Annotated in this window: 17 protein-coding genes and 1 pseudogene; 1 reads left to right on the top strand and 17 read right to left on the bottom strand. The window is 70.1% G+C overall.

Going from position 1 to position 19311, the window contains the following annotated elements:
• Positions 1 to 35: 35 nt before the first annotated feature.
• The 17 genes and pseudogenes from nusA to trpS form a co-directional block, all read right to left on the bottom strand.
• Positions 36 to 1631, bottom strand: coding sequence for a transcription termination factor NusA (nusA, locus tag FZN60_RS09155; RefSeq protein ID WP_158873172.1), 1596 nt, complete (start codon positions 1629 to 1631; stop codon positions 36 to 38).
• Between the two features lie 74 nt (positions 1632 to 1705).
• A complete protein-coding gene (rimP, locus tag FZN60_RS09150) occupies positions 1706 to 2350 on the bottom strand; it encodes a ribosome maturation factor RimP (RefSeq protein ID WP_158873171.1) in 645 nt (214 codons plus the stop codon).
• Between the two features lie 171 nt (positions 2351 to 2521).
• A complete protein-coding gene (locus FZN60_RS09145) occupies positions 2522 to 4480 on the bottom strand; it encodes an autotransporter domain-containing protein (RefSeq protein WP_199266524.1) in 1959 nt (652 codons plus the stop codon).
• A 224-nt stretch (positions 4481 to 4704) separates the two neighbouring features.
• Positions 4705 to 5427, bottom strand: a complete 723-nt coding sequence (trmB, locus tag FZN60_RS09140; RefSeq protein WP_158873169.1) for a tRNA (guanine(46)-N(7))-methyltransferase TrmB — start codon at positions 5425 to 5427, stop codon at positions 4705 to 4707.
• A gap of 13 nt (positions 5428 to 5440) precedes the next feature.
• Complete coding sequence (gene metK, locus FZN60_RS09135) at positions 5441 to 6685, bottom strand: methionine adenosyltransferase (protein ID WP_158873168.1); 1245 nt, start codon at positions 6683 to 6685, stop codon at positions 5441 to 5443.
• Positions 6686 to 6943: 258 nt separating this feature from the next.
• A complete protein-coding gene (locus FZN60_RS09130; RefSeq protein ID WP_158873167.1) occupies positions 6944 to 7372 on the bottom strand; it encodes a helix-turn-helix domain-containing protein in 429 nt (142 codons plus the stop codon).
• Positions 7373 to 7528: 156 nt separating this feature from the next.
• Positions 7529 to 9163: an apolipoprotein N-acyltransferase gene (gene lnt / locus FZN60_RS09125; protein WP_422570129.1), complete on the bottom strand. Its 1635-nt coding sequence runs from the start codon at positions 9161 to 9163 to the stop codon at positions 7529 to 7531.
• A gap of 73 nt (positions 9164 to 9236) precedes the next feature.
• Positions 9237 to 10304, bottom strand: a complete 1068-nt coding sequence (locus FZN60_RS09120) for a hemolysin family protein (protein WP_158873166.1) — start codon at positions 10302 to 10304, stop codon at positions 9237 to 9239.
• Positions 10301 to 10885: an rRNA maturation RNase YbeY gene (gene ybeY / locus FZN60_RS09115; protein WP_246726672.1), complete on the bottom strand. Its 585-nt coding sequence runs from the start codon at positions 10883 to 10885 to the stop codon at positions 10301 to 10303. Before ybeY ends, FZN60_RS09120 begins: the two co-directional genes overlap by 4 nt.
• A complete protein-coding gene (locus FZN60_RS09110; protein WP_158873165.1) occupies positions 10882 to 11943 on the bottom strand; it encodes a PhoH family protein in 1062 nt (353 codons plus the stop codon). The genes ybeY and FZN60_RS09110 overlap by 4 nt, the downstream gene beginning before the upstream one ends.
• The gene (gene miaB / locus FZN60_RS09105) at positions 11940 to 13367 is read right to left on the bottom strand and encodes a tRNA (N6-isopentenyl adenosine(37)-C2)-methylthiotransferase MiaB (RefSeq protein WP_158873164.1); all 1428 of its coding nucleotides are present in this window, start codon (positions 13365 to 13367) and stop codon (positions 11940 to 11942) included. Before miaB ends, FZN60_RS09110 begins: the two co-directional genes overlap by 4 nt.
• A 134-nt stretch (positions 13368 to 13501) precedes the next feature.
• Positions 13502 to 14314: pseudogene (gene olsA / locus FZN60_RS09100) on the bottom strand (lyso-ornithine lipid O-acyltransferase); the annotation flags it as partial.
• A 34-nt stretch (positions 14315 to 14348) separates the two neighbouring features.
• The gene (rimI, locus tag FZN60_RS09095) at positions 14349 to 14900 is read right to left on the bottom strand and encodes a ribosomal protein S18-alanine N-acetyltransferase (protein ID WP_199266523.1); all 552 of its coding nucleotides are present in this window, start codon (positions 14898 to 14900) and stop codon (positions 14349 to 14351) included.
• A 133-nt stretch (positions 14901 to 15033) separates the two neighbouring features.
• Positions 15034 to 15738: a tRNA (adenosine(37)-N6)-threonylcarbamoyltransferase complex dimerization subunit type 1 TsaB gene (gene tsaB / locus FZN60_RS09090; protein WP_158873162.1), complete on the bottom strand. Its 705-nt coding sequence runs from the start codon at positions 15736 to 15738 to the stop codon at positions 15034 to 15036.
• Between the two features lie 10 nt (positions 15739 to 15748).
• On the bottom strand, positions 15749 to 16333 hold the full coding sequence (locus FZN60_RS09085) for a NifU family protein (protein ID WP_158873161.1): 585 nt from the start codon (positions 16331 to 16333) through the stop codon (positions 15749 to 15751).
• Positions 16334 to 16433: 100 nt separating this feature from the next.
• Complete coding sequence (locus FZN60_RS09080) at positions 16434 to 16925, bottom strand: universal stress protein (protein ID WP_158873291.1); 492 nt, start codon at positions 16923 to 16925, stop codon at positions 16434 to 16436.
• An 84-nt stretch (positions 16926 to 17009) separates the two neighbouring features.
• Positions 17010 to 18077, bottom strand: a complete 1068-nt coding sequence (trpS, locus tag FZN60_RS09075; protein WP_158873160.1) for a tryptophan--tRNA ligase — start codon at positions 18075 to 18077, stop codon at positions 17010 to 17012.
• 167 nt (positions 18078 to 18244) lie between these two features.
• Between trpS and FZN60_RS09070 the strand changes: the two genes are divergently transcribed.
• A complete protein-coding gene (locus tag FZN60_RS09070; protein WP_158873159.1) occupies positions 18245 to 19123 on the top strand; it encodes an alpha/beta fold hydrolase in 879 nt (292 codons plus the stop codon).
• The last annotated feature ends 188 nt before the right edge of the window (positions 19124 to 19311 follow it).

The following is a 19311-nucleotide window of genomic DNA, read 5'->3' as shown; positions in this document are numbered from 1 at the left end:
CCGTCCTTAAAGGCTCTTCCCGCCTCGGTCGTTCCTCAGGCGGTTTCCGCCTCGTCCTCGATCTCGTCCTCGGCGGGCTCGGCCTCGGCCTCGATCCAGCCGGCCTTGAGGCGCGCCTGCATGATCATGGCTTCCGCATCCTGGCGGCTGACCTCGAAGGCGGCGAGCGCGCCGGGGAAGCGCTTGACCTCGCCGTCCTTGCGCTCGGTCCAGCCGACGAGGTCGTCGGCGGCGCAGCCCGCGAAGTCCTCGAGCGTCTTGATGCCCTCTTCGCCGAGCGCGACGAGCATCGGCGTCGTCAGCCCGTCGATCTCCTTCAGCGTGTCCTCGACGCCGAGCTCCTTGCGCTTGGCGTCGAACTCGGCCTCGCGGGCCTCGAGATGCTCGCGGGCGCGCGCCTGGATCTCGGCGGCGGTGTCCTCGTCGAAGCCCTCGATCGAGGCGACCTCGTCGGCGTCGACGTAGGCGACTTCCTCGACCGTGCGGAAGCCTTCCGAGGCGAGAAGCTGGCCGACCATCTCGTCGACGTTGAGCGCGTCCATGAACAGGGCGGAGCGCTCGTTGAATTCCTTCTGGCGGCGCTCGGACTCCTCCTGCTCGGTGAGGATGTCGATGTCCCAGCCCGTCAGCTGCGAGGCGAGGCGTACGTTCTGTCCGCGGCGGCCGATCGCAAGGGATAGTTGGTCATCGGGGACCACGACTTCAATGCGCTCGGCGTCCTCGTCGAGCACGACCTTGGCGACTTCCGCCGGCTGCAGGGCGTTGACGAGGAACGAGGCGGCGTCCGGCGACCAGGGAATGATGTCGATCTTCTCGCCCTGGAGCTCGGCGACGACCGCCTGGACGCGGCTCCCGCGCATGCCGACGCAGGCGCCGACCGGATCCACGGAGGAGTCGTTGGAGACAACGGCGATCTTGGCGCGCGAGCCCGGATCACGGGCCACCGCCTTCACGGTGATGATGCCGTCGTAGATTTCCGGCACTTCCATGGTGAAGAGCTTCGCCATGAACTGCGGATGGGTGCGCGACAGGAAGATCTGCGGTCCGCGCTGCTCGCGGCGCACGTCGTAGATATAGGCGCGCACCCGATCGCCGTAGCGGAACAGCTCGCGCGGGATCTGCTCGTCGCGGCGGATGATGCCTTCGCCCTTGCCGAGGTCGACGATGACGTTGCCGTACTCGACCCGCTTCACCGTGCCGTTGACGATCTCGCCGACGCGGTCCTTGAACTCGTCGTACTGCTTGTCGCGCTCGGCCTCGCGCACCTTCTGGACGATGACCTGCTTGGCCGACTGGGCGGCGATGCGGCCGAAGTCCATCGGCGGCAGCTGCTCGGCGATGAAGTCGCCGGGCTCGGCGTCCGGGTTCTTGTCGCGGGCTAGATCCAGGTAGATCTGGGTGTTGGGGTCCTCGACCTGCTCGACGACCTCCAGCAGGCGCTGGAGCTTCATCTCGCCGGTGCGCGTGTTGATGTCGACGCGGATGTTGGTTTCCTGGCCGTAGCGCGAACGGGCCGCCTTCTGGATGGCGTCGGCCATCGCCTCGATCACGATCTCGCGGTCGATCGACTTTTCGCGCGCGACCGCGTCCGCGATCTGCAGAAGCTCGAGCCTGTTCGCACTGACTGCCATCGGATGGTCTCCTGAGGTCCCGGCCGGCGCCGCTTCGTTCGTGTGTCGGGCCGGGCCGCGATGAATTCCGTTATTCAGTTGCGCGCGCTGGGCGCGTCGTCCGCGTCGCCCGGCTCGCTCTCGCTCTCGCCCTCGCCGCGCGCCTTGCGCGCCGCCTTGTCGGCCTTGAGCGAGGCGTCGATGAGGTCGTCGGTCAGAACGAGGCGCGCCTCGCCGACGGCGTCGAAGGGAATGCGTACGCTGCGCTCCTCGCCGTAGGCGACCTGGTCGCGGTCGAGCACGAATTCGGTGTCCGTCACCTCGACCACCTTGCCGCGGAAGCGCTTGCGCTCGTTGAGCAGCCGGTTGGTCTCGAGCTTCATCAGGTGTCCGGCCCAGAGGCGGAAGTCCCCGATCCGCACCAGCGGCCGGTCGATGCCCGGCGAGGAGACCTCGAGATGATACGCCCGATCGATCGGATCATCCATATCCAGAATGGGAGAGATCGCCCGCGAGACGGCCTCGCAATCCTCGACGGTCATGGTCCCGTCCGGCCGCTCGGCCATGATCTGCAGCGTCGCGCCGTTCATGTTGGACAGCCGCACCCGGACGAGGCGGTAGCCCACCTGCTCGATCGCGGGCTCCACGATCGCGGCGACCTTGGCCTCCAGTCCCTGTTCCTTGACGATGCGTGCTTCGCTCAAACCGGCTTTCCAGTCCCAGGCGCCGCGGGGGCGCATTTCCTTTCGCCTGCGAAACGCGCCAGGGGGATTCGGACCCGCGCCGGCAATAAAAAAGAGCGGGACCGGTGGGACCCACTCTCGCTTCATCGCAGAGAATTTGAAGCCGATATACAGAAGAAGCCCGGCCGGATCAACCCGCTTTCGCGCGGACCGGCCGGGCGGCCACGGTCAGAACGTCACGCCGAGGCCGAAGGAGAGCGACGTCGCCTCGCCGTCGTCGTGGGCGAAGCGCGTGCCGATCTCGACGAAGGTCGAGGCGGCCTCGTCGAAAGCGAGTTCCGCGCCGAAGCTCGCGCGCCCGAAAGACCGATCCGGCGCGGCGAAGCTCACGGTGCGAGCCGAGCCGTCTGCGAGCGCCACGAAGCCCGCGCTTCCCGGCCGCCCGTCGGCGAAGTCGCGCACGAAGCCGATCCGCCCGTAGGGCGACAGCACGATCGTATCGGAGAGGGCGTAGTGCCCGCGCACGCGCCAGCCGAGTTCGCCTTCCAGCGAATCGAAGCTCTGCGCGTCGTAGTCTAGCGCGGTCCGCCGCCCGCCGCCCTCGCGGAACTCGTCGATGCGGTAATGGACGTAGGACAGGCCCGCGACGGGGCCCGTGGCGATCCCGGCGACCGAGAAATCGTAACCGCCCTCGACGCGCGCGCCGAGCGTCGTCGCATCGGTGTCGAAGTCGAAGCTCTCGTCGACGAGCGTCGCGCCGAGACCGGAGCGCAGCAGGAAGTCGCGCGTTCCGTCGAAGCGGGTGTAGGCGCCCGACAGGGAGGCGGCGAGCCAGGGCGGCGTGCCGTCGCTGAGGAGAAGGTCGAGGCCGAGCGCGACCGTGGTCGCGTCGAGATCGGAGCCCTCGGCGAGATCGTCGCGGCTGCGCGACACGTGAAGATCGGCCCCGAGACCGAGAAGGGCGGAATACTGGTAATCGCCGCGCAGCGCGATGCGGCCGCCGAGCTCCTCCTCGCCCGGCACCGCATCCGCGTCGAACGCGCCCTTGGGCCGCCACAGCCCCTCCACGAAGGCGCTGCCGCCCACCTCGCCCACCGCCGGCCGCACCGCCAGGAGGCGCAGCGCCGCGCGGTCGACCGCCGCCTGGAAGGCCTCGTTCTGCCGCATGAGCTGGTCCGCCATGCCCAGCGAGATCGTGGCGCCCGAGCGGGCGGAAGCCGCGAGATCGGCACCGCTCAGCCGCACGAGCAGATAGGTCAGGAGCCGCGAATAGGCCTCCAGCCGGTCCGGAATACGCTCGTTGCCGAACGCGGCTTCCAGGAAGGCCCAGTTGTCCTCCACCGGGTCGTGCCAAGTCGCGCCGCCGGGAATCAGAGGATTGGTGGTCTGCGTGTAGCCGTCGAGGTCGCCGATGTCCCAGTTGGTGGATTCCAGCCACAGGACCGGAATGTCGAGGCTCTCGAAGGAGGCGCCGTCGCTGCAGCAGCCGGTGTCGATCGGATAGTCCGGGTTGAGGCCGGGATTGCTGCGCAGGTCGATGCCGAGCTCGTTCGCAATCGCATGGACCCGCGTCCAGTAGGACTTCAGCGCGGGGTCGGCGAGATAGTTGGTGCCGGCATGGGCATACATGAAGTCGCCGGTGACCAGGCTGTCGATGTTGATCATGCCCTTGAGATTGGCGATCTCCCCGCTCGCCTGCAGCTGCCGACGGTAGAAGTTCGACCCTTCGAGCCCGGTCTCCTCGGCGCCGAAGGCGTTGAAGACGAGGCCGGTCTCCAGGTCCAGCCCCGAGAGATGCGCCGCCAGCTCGGTGAGAACCGCAGCGCCCGACCCGTTGTCGTCGACCCCCTGGAGCCGCGCCGTCGCCGCGTCGAAATGGGCGCCGACGAGGATGAGATCCTGCGAGGCGCCCGCGATCGTGCCGATGACGTTCTGCGAAGGCCGGTTGGCGCGCGTCGTGAAGTCCTCTCGCGTGACGGCGAGGCCCCCGAGCGTGAAGCGCTGCTCCATCAGGTCGGACGCGCCCGCGAAGGCCGCCGACCCGCTCGTGCGCCCCGGGAAGTCGATGGTGAGGGGACGCAGCGTTTCCATCGCGAAGTCGCCGAACCCGGTGTCCTGTCCCCAGGTGGGACCGCAGACCGAACATGCCAGCGCGGCGAGCGCCGCGCGCATCCTGAAATTCATCATCGTCCCCTCACGCCCCGACGCCATGCCCCGACCGATCTCCACGGCGCCGCCGCTCTTTTGAGCAGATTCTATGGCCGCCTAAGGAACGCGCATTATAGCCGGTCAAATGTTGGCTGCAACCCGAGGGTGAGCGGGCGGATGTCATCGACCCGGCCGGGCGGAAGGGGGGCGCCGACGCATGGCATCGGGCCGCGGCCGCAGGGCGACGGCTCGGGGAAGGGTCGTCAGAGCCGCCGGAAGGCGAGATAGGCCGGGCGCCGGCCCTCGCGGATCGCCTTCTCCTCGTAGCGCGTGCCCGGCCAGCCCTCGTAGGGGGTGTGCCAGTCGCTCGCGCGCCGCGCGGTCCATTCGAAGGCGGGGTGCGCCGCGCAGTGGCGCAATGTCCAGTTGACGTAGGTGTCGATGTCGGACGCGAAGCGGAACAGCGCCCCCGGCCGAAGCGCGCGCGCGATCCGGTCGAGATTGGCCGGGGACACGAAGCGGCGCTTCCAATGGCGCTTCTTGCGCCAGGGATCGGGGTAGAGGAGGTCGAGCCCGGCGATCGATCCCTCCGGCAGCCAGTCGAGGACGACGAGGGCGTCCTCTTCCGAGAGCCGCACGTTCGGACGCGGCTCTTCCTCCAGCGCGACGAGCATCTTCGCCATGCCGTTACGGAAGGGCTCGATGCCGATGAAGCCGGTGCCGGGGAAGCGGTCGGCCATGGAGCGCAGGTGCTCGCCGCCGCCAAAGCCGATCTCGACGCGCACGCCCGAAACGGGCGCGTCGAAGAGCGCGGCGAGGTCAGGGGGCGCGGGCCGCGATACGTCGACGGCCAGGCGCGGCAGGAGCTCGTCCACCAGCCGGGCCTGCCGCTCGGTCAGCGTCTTGCCGCGCGTGCGGCCGAAGAAGCCTTCGCGCTGGCGGAAGCGGCGGGGCGCGCCCGCCGCCGTCTCGTCCTCGTTCGTCACGGGTCTTCGGTCCTCAGGAGGCGAGGGCCGCCTTCAGCTTGGGCGCGAGGTCGGTCTTCTCCCAGGAGAAGGAGCCGTCCCGGCCCGCCTTGCGGCCGAAATGGCCGTAGGCGGACGTGCGGGCGTAGATCGGCTTGTTGAGGTCGAGATGACGCCGGATGCCCGACGGCGACAGGTCCATGACCTTGCGGATCGCGTCCTCGACCTCGTCCTCGGTCACCTTGTTGCCGGTCTCGTGAAGGTCGACGTAGATCGCCAGCGGCTGGGCGACGCCGATCGCGTAGGCGATCTGGATCGTGCACCGGTCGGCGAGCTTGGCGGCCACGACGTTCTTGGCGAGGTAACGCGCGGCATAGGCCGCGGAGCGGTCGACCTTGGTCGTGTCCTTGCCGGAGAAGGCGCCGCCGCCGTGCGGGGCCGCGCCGCCGTAGGTGTCGACGATGATCTTGCGCCCGGTCAGGCCGGCGTCGCCGTCCGGGCCGCCGATCACGAACTTGCCGGTCGGGTTGATGTACCACTTGGCGTCGTCGGCCACCGGCAGGTCGCCGAGCGCTTCGCGGATATAGGGCTCCACCACGGAGCGGACCTTGGCCGAGTCCCAGCTCTCGTCGAGGTGCTGGGTGGACAGGACGATCTGCGTCACCTCGGCGGGCTTGCCGTCCTTGTAGCGCACCGTCACCTGGCTCTTGGCGTCGGGCCCGAGCTTGCCGGCTTCGCCCTCGCCCTTCTTTCGGGCGGCCGAGAGGAGTTCCAGGATCTTGTGGGCGTAGAAGATCGGCGCCGGCATCAATTCGGGCGTTTCGCGGCAGGCATAGCCGAACATGATGCCCTGGTCGCCCGCGCCTTCCGAATTGTCGGCGTCCGCCGCCCGGTCGACCCCTTGCGCGATGTCGGCCGACTGCGAATGGAGGAGCACGTCGATCTTGGCGGTCTTCCAGTTGAAGCCGCCCTGCTCGTAGCCGATGTCGCGGATGGCCTTGCGGGCCACCGACTTGAACTTGGACGGGTTGATGACCGGCTCGCCGTTCTTGCCCGGCTTCATCAGCGTCGGGGGCAGGCGGACTTCGCCGGCGATCACCACGCGGTTGGTGGTGGCCAGCGTCTCGCAGGCGATGCGGACGGTCCAGGGATCGATGCCGGCCTTCTTGGCCTCCTTGTAGACGAGGTCGACGATCTCGTCCGAGATGCGATCGCAGACCTTGTCCGGGTGCCCTTCGGAAACGCTCTCGCTCGTGAACAGGTATTCGCTGCGTGCCATGAAGGGTTCCGTGCCCTCTGCGTCGTTGCGGTCAGGACGGAAGTCGCCGCCGATGCGCGGGCGAAGTGCCGGCGCGGGCGGGAGAACCGTCCGCCCACCGATCGGGCTATCGCGGGAAACAAGGGTGGCGCGGAGCCGAGGCGGGCACCGCATTTGGCCGGCCCGGAGATCAAAAGCAAGCGAGAAGCGGCCGATCAGCCGTCCGGACAGGCGCGGGCGAACGTTTTCAAGCCTCACGAAGCAACGAGGCCACGCAGGCTAATGCGCGTCGTCCGCACCGGGCGCGCTGTCGGCGAGGGTGCGCACGAGGTCGATGATTCGACGCCGGACCTTGGCATCGCCGATCCGCACGAAGGCGCGGTTGAGCTGCAGGCCCTCGGCCGTCGACAGGAAGTCGACGACGTAGTCGGCCTGCCCCCCGTCGGCGAAGCCGTCGATCTGCGCTTCGCCGGAGGGAAGCTCCTCGAAGAAGAAGGCGACGGGAACGCTCAGGACTTCGGAGATCTTCTGCAGCCGACTCGCGCCGATGCGATTCGATCCCTTCTCGTATTTCTGCACCTGCTGGAACGTGATGCCGAGGCTCTCGCCGAGCTTCTCCTGACTCATGCCGAGCATCGTGCGCCGAAGCCTGACCCTTGATCCGACGTGGCTGTCGACCGGATTGGGTTTCTTCTTGTTCAACTGCATCGACGGAGCCCTAACGACAAGGGCCAAAACACGGCGCGCCCGGTCCCTTGTTTGCCGGCTAGTCTTGTGCGCACATTTTCGATCCCGCAACCGACTCCGGATTGTCGAGCCGGCATAACATTCGCGTCATAAGTTTTCTCTCGTGCCGTGGGAATGTCAATGTCTGCGCGGCCGCTCCCGCAGGCGTCCCCCCAGCGCAGCAAGGGCTGCGAGGGCGAGGCCGGCGAGGAAGGGCAGGTCGCGCCAGCGCGCATAGACCGTTTCCGGTGCTGCAACCGGAAGGGGAGTGTCGATCGTGCCCGTCGAGCCGAGTGCGAGGCCGTCCCTCAAACGACCGACGGCGTCGGTCACGACGGAGATGCCGGTGTTGGCGCTGCGCACGAGCGGCAGGCCGAGCGCGACGGCCGTCATTTCCGACTGGCGCAGGTGCTGATAGGGGCCGGGCGTGTTGCCGTACCAGGCGTCGTTGGTCACGTTGACGATGAAGCCCGCGCGGTCCGCGCCCTCGCCCGCCGCGATCTCTTCGGGAAAGATGATCTCGTAGCAGATGAGCGGCAGAAAGGACGGCGCACCGTCGATCGGCACCGGCCGGCGGGCGGCGCCGGCGCTGAAGCCGCCCGGCATGTTGGTGAGCTGGTTGACCCCCCAGGACTCGAGGAGCTCCTGAAAGGGCAGGTATTCGCCGAAGGGCACGAGGTGCAGCTTGTCGCGCGCGTCGCGGATCTCGCCCGTCTCGTCGATGACGTAGACGGAGTTGTAGGCGAGGTAGTCGTTGTTCGGCAGGTCCTCGATCCGCACGGCTCCGGCGACGAGCGTCTGGCCGGGCTGCAGCGTTTCGGCGAGCTTTTCCACCGCGTCGGGACGTTCGGTGAGAAGGAAGGGAAAGGCGGTTTCCGGCCAGACGACGAGCATGCGCCCGATCTCGGGGGCTGGCGCGCGGGTGAGGTCGAGGAGGCGCTGGAAGTTCGCCTCGGCCGCCGCCTCGTCCCACTTCATCGACTGCTGGATGTTGGGTTGGACGACGCGCAGCGTCAGGCCCGGCACGTCGTCCTCGCTGGCCCCGGAAAGGCGCCAGGCGCCGGTGCCGAGATGGGCGGCGAGGAGGAGGGCGGCGAGGCACAGCACCGGCCAGCGGCCGCGCCGGTCGGCGAGAACCGCGGGCGCCGCGAAGACCACGAGGGCGCCGAGCGTCAGCCCGTGGACCCCGACGAAGGCGAGGCTCTGCATGGCGAGCGGCACCGGAGCGGCCATCGCGCCGATCTCGTTCCAGGGGAAGCCGGTGAGAAGGCGGGCGCGGCCGAACTCGGCGAGCGCGAAAGCGAAGGCGAGCGCGAAGATGCGCAGCGGACCATCGCTCCAAAGCAGGCGCGCGAGAATGGCCGCGAGGCCGAAGTAGATCGCGAGCAGCGCCGGCAGGCCGAAGACGGCGAAGGGGATCGCCCAAAGGAACGCGTCGCCCCCGACGAGCACCGCCGCGGCCAGCCACCAGAGGCCGGCGACGAAGTAGCCGAAGCCGAAGAACCAGCCGGTGAAGAAGGCGGGGCCGAGCCGTCCGAGCGCGCCGCGATGCGGGTCGCCCGCCGCCCCGTCGAGCAGCCAGACCAGAAGGGGAAAGGACACGAAGCCGACGAGCGGCAGGTTGAAGGGCGCGAGGCCGAGCACCGCCAGGGCGCCGGCCAGAAAGGCGACGAGCGCGCGCCGCCAGCCTTCGAGGAGGAGGATGCGGTCCGCCAATCGTTCGAGCGCCGAGCGCTTCGGTTCGGCCCCGCCGGCCGCCGCGATCCTGGTCACGTCGCCCACCCGCTCATCCGCACTCCCGACATTCCGGCCGCGTCACGGCGCGGCCGGTCTCTCCGGTCGAGTATCAGTTGCGCGACTCTCCGGCCAGCGCCTGGACGACGCGGCGGCGCTTGTCGCCCTGACGCAGGCGCACGATGCGCACGCGCCGCACCCGGCGCGGATCGGCGTCGAGCACCTGGAACTCGAAGCCCGGCACGGCCTGCACCACCTCGCCGCGCGCCGGCACGCGGCCGAGCTCGGAGAACAGGAGGCCGCCGATCGTATCCGCCTCGTTCTCGAAGGCGGCGATGTCGAAGTCCTCGCCGACGACGCGGCGCACGTGCGACAGGTCGGCGCGCGCGTCCACCGCGAAGACGCCGTCGGCGGTCTCGACGATCATCGGCGCTTCGTCGTCGTGCTCGTCGGCGATGTCGCCGACGACGCGCTCGATGATGTCCTCCAGTGAGACGAGTCCGTCGGTGCCGCCATATTCGTCGATGACGAGCGCCATCTGCGTGCGCGTCGCCTGCATGCGGGCCATCAGGTCCGAGGCGAGCATGGAGGGCGGCACGAACAGGACCTTGCGCACGAGGCGCAGCTCGTCGATGCGGCGGGACAGGTTCACCTGGCGGATGTCGGCGCGGGACTTGGCCGCGGCCTCGCCGTGCTCGGCCGGCTTCACGGGGCGCGCCGAGCGCGTGAGGTGGGCGAGGAGGTCGCGGATGTGGATCATGCCGCGCGGATCGTCGAGGCTTTCGCCGTAGACCGGCATGCGGGAATGGCCGTTCTTCTCGAACTGGCGCAGCACCTCGCCGAGCGTCGCGGTGATCTCCACCGCCTCGATGTCGGCGCGCGGGATCATGACGTCCTCGACGCGCACCTCGCGAAGCGAAAGGATGTTGTTTAGCATGGCCCGCTCGGCGGGCGAGAAGGCGTCGTCCGAGCCGCTTTGCCGGCTCAGCGCCTCGGTCAGCTCCTCGCGCACCATGCGGGGCATGCGCGGGCGCAGACGGTGGAGGACCTGGGCGAAGAGGCCGCGTTCGTGCCGCCCCTCGCCAGGTCCGAGACTTCGTTCGTCGCCGAGCGCGGCGTCGCCGTCGCCCTGGGCGGGACGGCCCGCCGACTGCGGCAGGCTGTGATCGAGAATGCTCATATCGCGTCCGTTCTCATCGAAATCGACCGCTCCGGCGCCGCCGGATCGGCATAGGGATCGGGAAGGCCGAGGCCGGCCAGCACCGATATTTCGAGCGCCTCCATGGCCTCCGCCTCGTCCTCCGTCTCGTGGTCGAACCCCAGACAATGCAGGGTCCCGTGCACGAGAAGATGACAAAGGTGGTCGGCGGGGCGCTTGTTTTCGGTCTCGGCTTCCCGAAGCACGGTCTCCAGGGCGACGAGAAGGTCGCCCAGCATGGGGCCGGGGGTCTCGCCGGGAGCGAGGTCGGCCATGGGGAAGGAGAGGATGTTCGTCGGCTTATCCTTGCCGCGCCATTCGGCGTTGACGCCGCGGACCGTCTCGTCGTCGGCGAGCGTCACGGAGAGTTCGGTGGAGGCGTTCGGGTCGAGCCCGGCGCCCGCCAGGGCCGCCCGCACGGCGCGGGCGACGAAGTCCGAGGCGTCCGGCTCGGAGCTGAAGCCGAGACCCGGAGCCAGGGCGGGCGCCAGCCAGCGCTCGTCCTCGATCGCGAGGAGAATGCTCAGTCCCTCGGGACTTCGACTGTCGCCGTCCTGTGTCACGATCGCCCCGCTCCGATGAGGCCGGAGCCGACGGCACCGCGCTCGCGCGCCGCGTCGTCCTCGTAGGCCTCGACGATCGCCTGGACCAGCGGATGGCGCACGACGTCGCCCGAGCCGAAGCGGACGGTCACGACGCTCTGCACCGGCTCGAGAATCCGCAGGGCCTCGACGAGGCCGGACTTCTGGCCCGGCGGCAGGTCGATCTGCGAGGGGTCGCCCGTCACCACCATGCGGGCGTTCTCGCCGAGGCGCGTCAGGAACATCTTCATCTGCATCGAGGTCGTGTTCTGCGCCTCGTCGAGGATCACCGCCGCGTTGGCGAGCGTGCGCCCGCGCATGAAGGCGAGGGGCGCCACCTCGATGGCGCCGGCCGTCAGCGCCCGCTCGACCTTGTCGGCGGGGATCATGTCGTAGAGCGCGTCGTAGAGCGGGCGAAGGTAGGGGTCGACCTTCTCCTTCATGTCGCCCGGCAGGAAGCCGAGGCGCTCGCCCGCCTCGACGGCGGGGCGCGACAGGATGATGCGGTCGACCTGGCCGCGCTCCAGGAGCTGGGCGGCGAAGGCGACGGCGAGATAGGTCTTGCCGGTGCCGGCGGGACCGACGCCGAAGACGAGCTCGGCCCGCTCCAGCGCGCGCATATAGGCGTCCTGCGCCGGGGTCCGGGCGTGGATGGTCTTCCTGCGCGTCGAGATCGAGGCGAGCGTCATGCGCCCTTTCTTTTCCAGGGTCGGCAGAACGAGCTGGTCGCCTTCCGCGATCGCCATGCGCACCGCGCCCTCGACGTCGGAGGGCTGGACGTCGGCGCCGCCCTGCAGCCGCTCGTAGAGATAGTCGAGCGCGCGCCGCGCCTGCTCCGCGGCGAGCGCCTCGCCGCGGATCTCGACGAGATTGCCGCGGGCCCGCGCGTCGATGCCGAGCCGCTGCTCGACAAGGGCGAGATGCTGGTCGAACTGCCCGAACAGGGCGCTCGCCAGCCGGTTGTTCTCGTAGGTGAGGACGATGTGCGCCATGTCCGAGGCGCCGGAGGCCGACGGGCCGCCCGAGCGGGGCATCTTCATGCGCTCTTTCTCATCTCCTCGGGGAAGGACGGGTGAGCCTCGACGCCTTGAGCGACGAGGGAGTTCGGCAGCGTCGAGGCGATGCGGGCGGTGACGATCTCGCCGACCGCGCCGGCATCGCCCGGCAGAACGACGGGCTGGAGGAAGGGCGAACGCCCCGCCATCTGGTTCGGCCGGCGGCCGGGCTTCTCGATCAGAACCTCGATGTCGCGCCCGACGAGGCTTTCGGCGAAGGCGTCCTGGCTCTTGCGGATCGCCGCCTGCAGCGCTTCCAGCCGCTCGGTCTTCACCGCCTCCGGCACCTGGGCCTCGAGGTCGGCGGCCGGCGTTCCGGGCCGGGGCGAATATTTGAAGGTGAAGGCCGAGGCGTAGCCGACCTCTTCCACGAGCCGCAGCGTCTCGGTGAAGTCGGCATCGGTCTCGCCGGGGAATCCGACGATGAAGTCGCCCGAGAGCGCGATGTCCGGCCGCGCCGCGCGGATGCGCTCCAGGAGGCCCAAGTACTCGGCCGCCGTGTGGCGCCGGTTCATGGCCTTCAGGATGCGGTCCGAGCCGGACTGCACCGGCAGGTGCAGGTAGGGCATCAGCTGACGCAGGTCGCGATGGGCGGCGAGGAGGTCGTCGTCCATGTCGCGGGGATGCGAGGTCGTGTAGCGCAGCCGCGCGATGCCCGGCACCCGTGCCAGACGCCGCAGGAGACCGCCGAGCCCGATGCGCCGGCCCGCCTCGTCCTCCGCCGCCCAGGCGTTGACGTTCTGGCCGAGCAGCGTGATCTCGCGCACGCCCGCAGCGGCCAGTCCCTCGGCCTCGGCGAGGATGCGGGCGAGCGGCCGCGAAACCTCCGCGCCGCGCGTATAGGGCACGACGCAGAAGGTGCAGAACTTGTCGCAGCCTTCCTGGACGGTGAGGAAGGCGGTGACGCCGCGGCTCGCGATCTGTGCACGGCTTTGGGCCGGCAGGTGCTCGAACTTGTCCTCGACGGCATAGTCGGTCTCGACCACGCGCTCGCCGCGGCGCACGCGCGTCAGGGCTTCCGGCAGACGGTGATAGGTCTGCGGGCCGACGACGAGGTCGACCACGGGCGCGCGCTCGATGATGGCGCGCCCCTCGGCCTGCGCCACGCAGCCGGTGACGCCGACCGTCAGCTCGCGCCCTGCCAGGCGGCGCTGCGCCTTCTCGACGCGCAGGCGCCCCAGCTCGGAATAGATCTTCTCCGCCGCCTTTTCCCGGATGTGACAGGTGTTGAGAAGGACGAGGTCGGCGTCCTCCACCCGGTCCGTCGCGACGTAGCCGTCGCGCGCCAGGCTGTCGCCCATGCGCTGCGAGTCGTAGACGTTCATCTGGCAGCCATAGGTCTTGATGAAGACCTTGCGGGCCGCGGCGCCTTCCGGAATGGACGGCGTTTTCGTGGATTCGACGGTCATCAGTCCTTTGCGTTCGCGTCGACGGCGGGCGGGCGGGGCACGGCCGGCGCGAGGCGGCGATCCGCTGGTATCAGATCCTGTATATCATGGGGAGGGCGGGGCCGCGCAAGCGCGGAACGGCGCGCCGGCTCGCCCTTCGCGGGAAGGCAGCGCCCGACGCCCTCGGCGAGGCTGTCGGAAAACATCGCCCTCACCCGCGCTTCGGCCTCGCGCGCGACCGCCTTGCGCCGGGTGCCGGCGGTGAAGGGAAGCGGCTCGCCGACCGAAATCTCGACGTCGACGGCCCCTTCGCGCAGGAAGGCGAGGAGGTGGGGCAGGAGGTCGAGGTCGCCCGTCCAGGCGGTCAGCGGCCGGCCGTATCGTCCGAGCGGCAGGCCGTTCGCGGCGAGATAGGCGACGGACACCGGCCAGACCTCGACGAGCGCCAGGTCGCCCGCGCGCAGCGCCGCCTCGGCCGCGCCGAAGAGCGAGGAGTTGAAGGGCCTCACCTCGTTGCCGTCCGAGGTCGTGCCTTCCGCGAAGAGCACCATGGCTTCGCCTGACGCGAGGCGCTCGGCCATGGCATTCGCCTGCCGTCCCGCTCCCGAGCGGTCGGCCCGGTCGACGAAGACGCAGTGCTGGAGCCGCGCCAGCCAGCCGAAGAGCGGCCAATCCCGCACCTCGGCCTTGGCGACGAAGGCGAGCTCGCCGAGGCTCCCGAGCGCCATGATGTCCGCCCAGGAGGAATGATTGGCGACGATCAGCGCGGGCCGGCCCCGGGGCGGCGGGGTGCCGCGCAGGCGGATCCGCAGGCCCGCGACCCGGCAGGCAACGCGGTGCCAGAGCCGCGGGATGCGCCGGGCGAGCGGGTGCCCGAGCCGCCGCGCGACGAGCTGCGGCGGCAGGAGCACGAGGGTCAGGGCCACGAGCGTCGCCGCGACCAGGGCGACCCGCAGGTTGGCGATCACGGTGCGGCGCCCGGGATGGCGGGGCCAGCTCGGCTCAGGCGAAGTCGCGGCGCAGAACGAGGGCGCTGGTGCGCTTGCCCGAGCGGTCGCTGTAATAGGCCGGCCGCCGGCCCACTTCCTCGAAGCGCAGGCGCTTGTAGAGCTTGAGCGCCGGCTGGTTCTCCTCGTCCACCTCCAGGAAGAGGCAGCGGGCGCGCTCGGCGTAGAGGTGCTGGAGCACGGCATCCATGAGCTGCCGGCCGATCCCCCGGCCGCGCAGGCGCTTGTCCACCGCGATGGTCAGGATCTCCGCTTCGTCGAGCGTCTTGCGGGCGAGAACGAAGCCGGCCGGCGGGGTGTCCGGATGACCCACCCGGCGCACCGCGAAGCCGAAGGAGCCTTCCTGGCCGAGCAGCGTCGCGAACTCTTCCGCGCTCCAGGGCCGGGCGAAGGCCTCGGAATGCAGCTCGGCGGCGGCGTCCGCATCGTTCAGCGTCAGCGGCGTCGCCATCAGCTCGCCGCTGCCGGCCATCAGGCCGTCGAAGAAGGACAGGGTCCAGACCCAGGGCAGGTACCAGTACACGAAACGACGACCCTCCCGCGTCATTCGCCCCTTTCGGGGCGGCTCTTCGACCGGTCCTCCAACCGGCCGACGCCAAATCTATGACAGGAAAGCGAACGTGGGAATAAGATCCGCGACGCAATCCGACGCGACCGGGCGCGGCCATCCCGCCCGGCCCTCAGGCGCGGGGCAGGGCGAAGCCGAGCTGGGGCTTCGCGTCCGCGCCGCGCAGATAGAGCGGCACGGGCGGCGCCGTGTCCGGCGCGCCGAGGCGGCGCGCGGCGATTCGCGCGACCGCGCCGATGCCGGGAACCGCCGCCGCGTCCTGCCGGGCGACGGCGGGGCCGAGGATCTGCGCCGCCAGCGCCGCGCCCGAGCCGACGGCGACGAGCCCGCCGCCCGAGCCGCCCGCCGCATCGACGAAGGCGGCGAGGTCCTCCGGTGCCACCGCCGCGGGCTCTCCCAGCGCCGCGCCGTCTGCGCCGAAGAGCGCGACGAAGAGCTCGCCCCGCCGGGCGTCGAGAACGACGAGAACCGGCTGGCTGTAACCGAGAAACGGTTCGGCGAGGGCTTCCAGGGTGGTCACGCCGAGAACGGGCCGGCCGACCGAGAGGCCGAGCCCCTTGGCCGCCGCGAGGCCGACGCGCACGCCGGTGAAGGAGCCGGGGCCGGTCGTCACCGCCACGGCGGCGAGGGCGCCGGGCGCGAGCCGCGCTTCAACGAGCAGCGCCTCGATCATCGGAAACAGCGCTTCGGCGTGTCCGCGCGCCATCGCCTCGCTCCGCTCGGCCACGACGCGCGAAGCGCCCGCGTCGAAAACGCAGGCGCTGCAGGCATCCCCGGCCGTGTCGAGCGCGAGGATCAGGACGGTCCCCTCCGGCATAGGCGGCGCGTCAGGCCGGCTCCATCGCCTCGACGGACTCGACCTCCGGCACGAAGTGGCGCAGCAGGTTCTCGATGCCGTGCTTCAGCGTTGCCGTGGAGGAGGGGCATCCGGCGCAGGACCCGCGCATGTTGAGATAGACCGTCCCGTCGCGGAAGCCGCGGAAGGTGATGTCGCCGCCGTCCTGCGCGACGGCGGGCCGCACGCGCGTGTCGAGCAGTTCCTTGATGGTCGCGACGATCGCCTCGTCGCCTTCCGCGAAGAACTCCTCGCCGACCTCCGCGCCGACCGCGGCCGATCCGACGGCGGACGCCGCCATCACCGGCCGGTTCGACATGAAATGCTCCATGATCGCCGCGAGGATCGCCGGCTTCAGGTGCGCCCAGTCGCCGCCCGCCTTCGTGACGGTGATGAAGTCGAAGCCGAAGAAGACGCCGGAAACGCCGTCGACGTCCAGGAGCCGGGCGGCGAGCCCGGACCGGCTGGCCGCGTCCTCGCCCTCGCGAAACTCGGCCGTGCCGCTTTCCAGCACGATCCGGCCGGGCAGGAACTTCAGCGTGGCGGGGTTCGGGGTCGCTTCGGTCTGGATGAACATGGCGCTCGTCTCGGCTCTTCGGGCAAAAACTCTCACCCCCGAGATAAGCGCCGCGGCCGGCCCCCGCAAGCAAGCGGCGTCGAACGGCCCGTTCAGCCCGTCAGCTCAACGCCTCGATCTCCTCGTCGGTGAGGCTCGCGGGAACCACGGTGACGGGAATCGGGAAGCTCGGCCCGCGGCCGGCGACGGCGGACACGAGCGGGCCGGGACCCTCCTTCGCGTCGCCCGCCGCGAGCACCAGGATCGCGATCTCGCGGTCGGCCTCGATGAGGGCGTGAATCTCCTCGGACACCTTGCCCTCGCGGACCACCAACTCGGGCTCGATGCCGATGCGCTCTCGGATGTCGTCGGCGACCTTGGCGAGCCGCGCATTGGCGGCCTCCTCGGCCTCGGCGCGCATGATCTTCTCGACGCCGATCCAGTGGCCGAAATCGCCCGGCTCGATCACGAAGAGGAACACCGCCCCGCCGCCGCTCGCCTTGGCGCGATAGGCGGCATAGGTCGCGGCGCGCACGCATTCGGTCGTCGCGTCGATGATCGCGAGGAATTTTCGCTTGCCGCCGGCGGCCCGGCCGATGCGCTTGGAAACCATGCCGCTACCCATGACAAAGTGCGGGGCGCCGGGCAATGGGGCGGCCGCGCTCCTCGCGCAGCCGCCTGTGCACGACGGCGAGGCTCAGTCGCCGAGAAGGCCGACGATCGAGCGGACGTCCTTCATGGTGCGGCTCGCGATCTCGCGGGCACGCGACGCCCCGTCGCGCAGCACGGCGTCGATCTCGGCGGGGTCGGCGAGGATGCGCCGCATCTCGCCGGCGATCGGCCCGAGCTTGTCGACCGCGAGGTCCGCGAGCGCCGGCTTGAACTCCGAGAAGGGCCGGCCGCCGAAATCGGCGAGCACCTCGCCCTTCGTGCGGCCCGCGAGCGCCGCGAAGATGCCGACGAGGTTGTCCGCTTCCGGCCGGCCGGCAAGGCCCGCGACCTCCGAGGGCAGGGCATCGGGATCGGTCTTGGCCTTGCGGATCTTCTTGGAGATCGCGTCGGCGTCGTCGGTGAGGTTGATGCGGGACAGGTCGGACGGATCCGACTTCGACATCTTCTTCGCCCCGTCCTTGAGGCTCATCACGCGCGTCGCCGGTCCCTCGATCAGCGGCTCGGTCAGCGGGAAGTAGCCGTTGACGACCTCCTCGCCCATGGCGATCTCGACCCCGATGCCCTTCTCGGCGATGCGGGCGGAATAGTCGTGGTTGAACTTCGCCGCGATGTCGCGGGCGAGTTCCAGGTGCTGCTTCTGGTCCTCGCCGACCGGCACGTGCGTCGCGCGGTAGACCAGGATGTCGGCGGCCATGAGGTTGGGGTAGACGAAGAGGCCGGACGAGGCGTTCTCGCGGTCTTTGCCGGCCTTGTCCTTGAACTGCGTCATGCGGTTCAGCCAGCCCATGCGGGCGACGCAGTTGAAGACCCAGGCGAGTTCGGCGTGCTCGGGCACCCGGCTCTGGTTGAAGACGATGTGGCGCTTCGGGTCGATGCCGCTCGCGATGAAGGCGGCCGTCACCTCGCGGATCGAGCGCTCCAGCTCGGCCGGCTCCTGCCAGACGGTGATGGCGTGGAGGTCGACGACGCAATAAATGCAGTCGTGGCTCGCCTGCAGCTCCACCCACCGCCGGATCGCGCCGAGATAGTTGCCAAGGTGGAGGTTTCCCGTCGGCTGGACGCCGGAGAACACCAGGGGCTTGAAGGCGGACATGGGGGAGGAACTCCTCGGGGGCGCCGGGTGGAAGCGGCGCCGGGCGATCTGAAACGGCGCCTTATCGGGCAAGCGCGACGATCGATCAAGGCGCCGCCCCTTGGAAGACGGCCCTCACCGTCATAGGTCGCCCGGCACGCCGCCAAGGACGAGGAACGGGACGGGCCATGGACACGCGCAAGATCGGCTTCACCGCGGACGGGGCCGCGATGGAGATCGGCACGGAGGAAACCGGATCGGGCGCGGCGGGCACGCTTCTGCTCCTGCCGGCGCTCTCCTCGATCTCCACCCGCACCGAGATGCGCCCGCTGATGGGGCGCCTGGCCGGCGCCGACTATCGCTGCGTCTCGACCGACTGGCCGGGCTTCGGCGCGGCGGCCAAGCCTCGAGCCGACTGGCGGCCGGAGCTCCTGTCGCAGTTCCTGGAGCGCTTCGTCGCCCAGATGCCCACCCCGCTGGAGGCCGTCGTCGCCGCGGGCCATGCCGGCACCTACGCGCTGCACCACCTCGCCGCGCGGCCCGCCGACGCCAAGCGCCTCGTGCTCCTCGCGCCGACCTGGCGCGGACCCTTTCCCACCATGACCGGGGGGACGCGCCCCTGGTTCGGGCGCGTGCGCGGCGCCGTCGACGCGCTCGGGCTCGGCCATCTCCTCTACGCGCTGAACCTGTCCGGCCCGATGGTGCGGCGCATGGCGCGCGCCCACGTCTATTCCGATCCCGCCTTCGTGTCCGAGCCGGCCCGTGCCCGCGAGAAGCGGGCCGTGGCCAAAGCCCCCGGCGCCCGCCACGGCTCGGTGCGCTTCGTCACCGGCGCGCTCGACCGGGTGGCGAGCCGCGAGGCCTTCCTCGACCTCGCCCGACGGTCGGGCCTGCCGATCCTTCTCGTTCTCGGCGAGGAAACGCCCCCGCGCTCGCGCGCCGAGATGGAGGCGCTGGCCGAACTTCCCAACGTCGAGACCGTGCGCCTGGAGACGGGTCGCCTGTCGGTCTACGAGGAGTTTCCGGAGCCCGTCGCGGCGGCGGTGCTGGCGTTTTTGGGGCGCTGAGCCGCAGCCGAACAGGACGCACCACCTCCAACCCTTCCACCTCGTCATCCCGGCCTTGCGCCGGGATCCATTCTAAATCGTCGGACGAGTTCACGGGGGTGGATCGGCGAGCGCCTGCCGCCCACCGGTTCTGCCATGACAGGCGCCGATGCATGGATCCCGGGTCAAGCCCGGGATGACGAAGCGGA

This window comes from Antarcticirhabdus aurantiaca (assembly GCF_009765365.1).
In the GTDB taxonomy this organism is placed as follows: Bacteria; Pseudomonadota; Alphaproteobacteria; order Rhizobiales; family Rhizobiaceae; genus Antarcticirhabdus; species Antarcticirhabdus aurantiaca.
The sequence above is the reverse complement of the archived record's forward strand: the minus strand, read 5'-3'. Positions and strand labels throughout refer to the sequence as shown.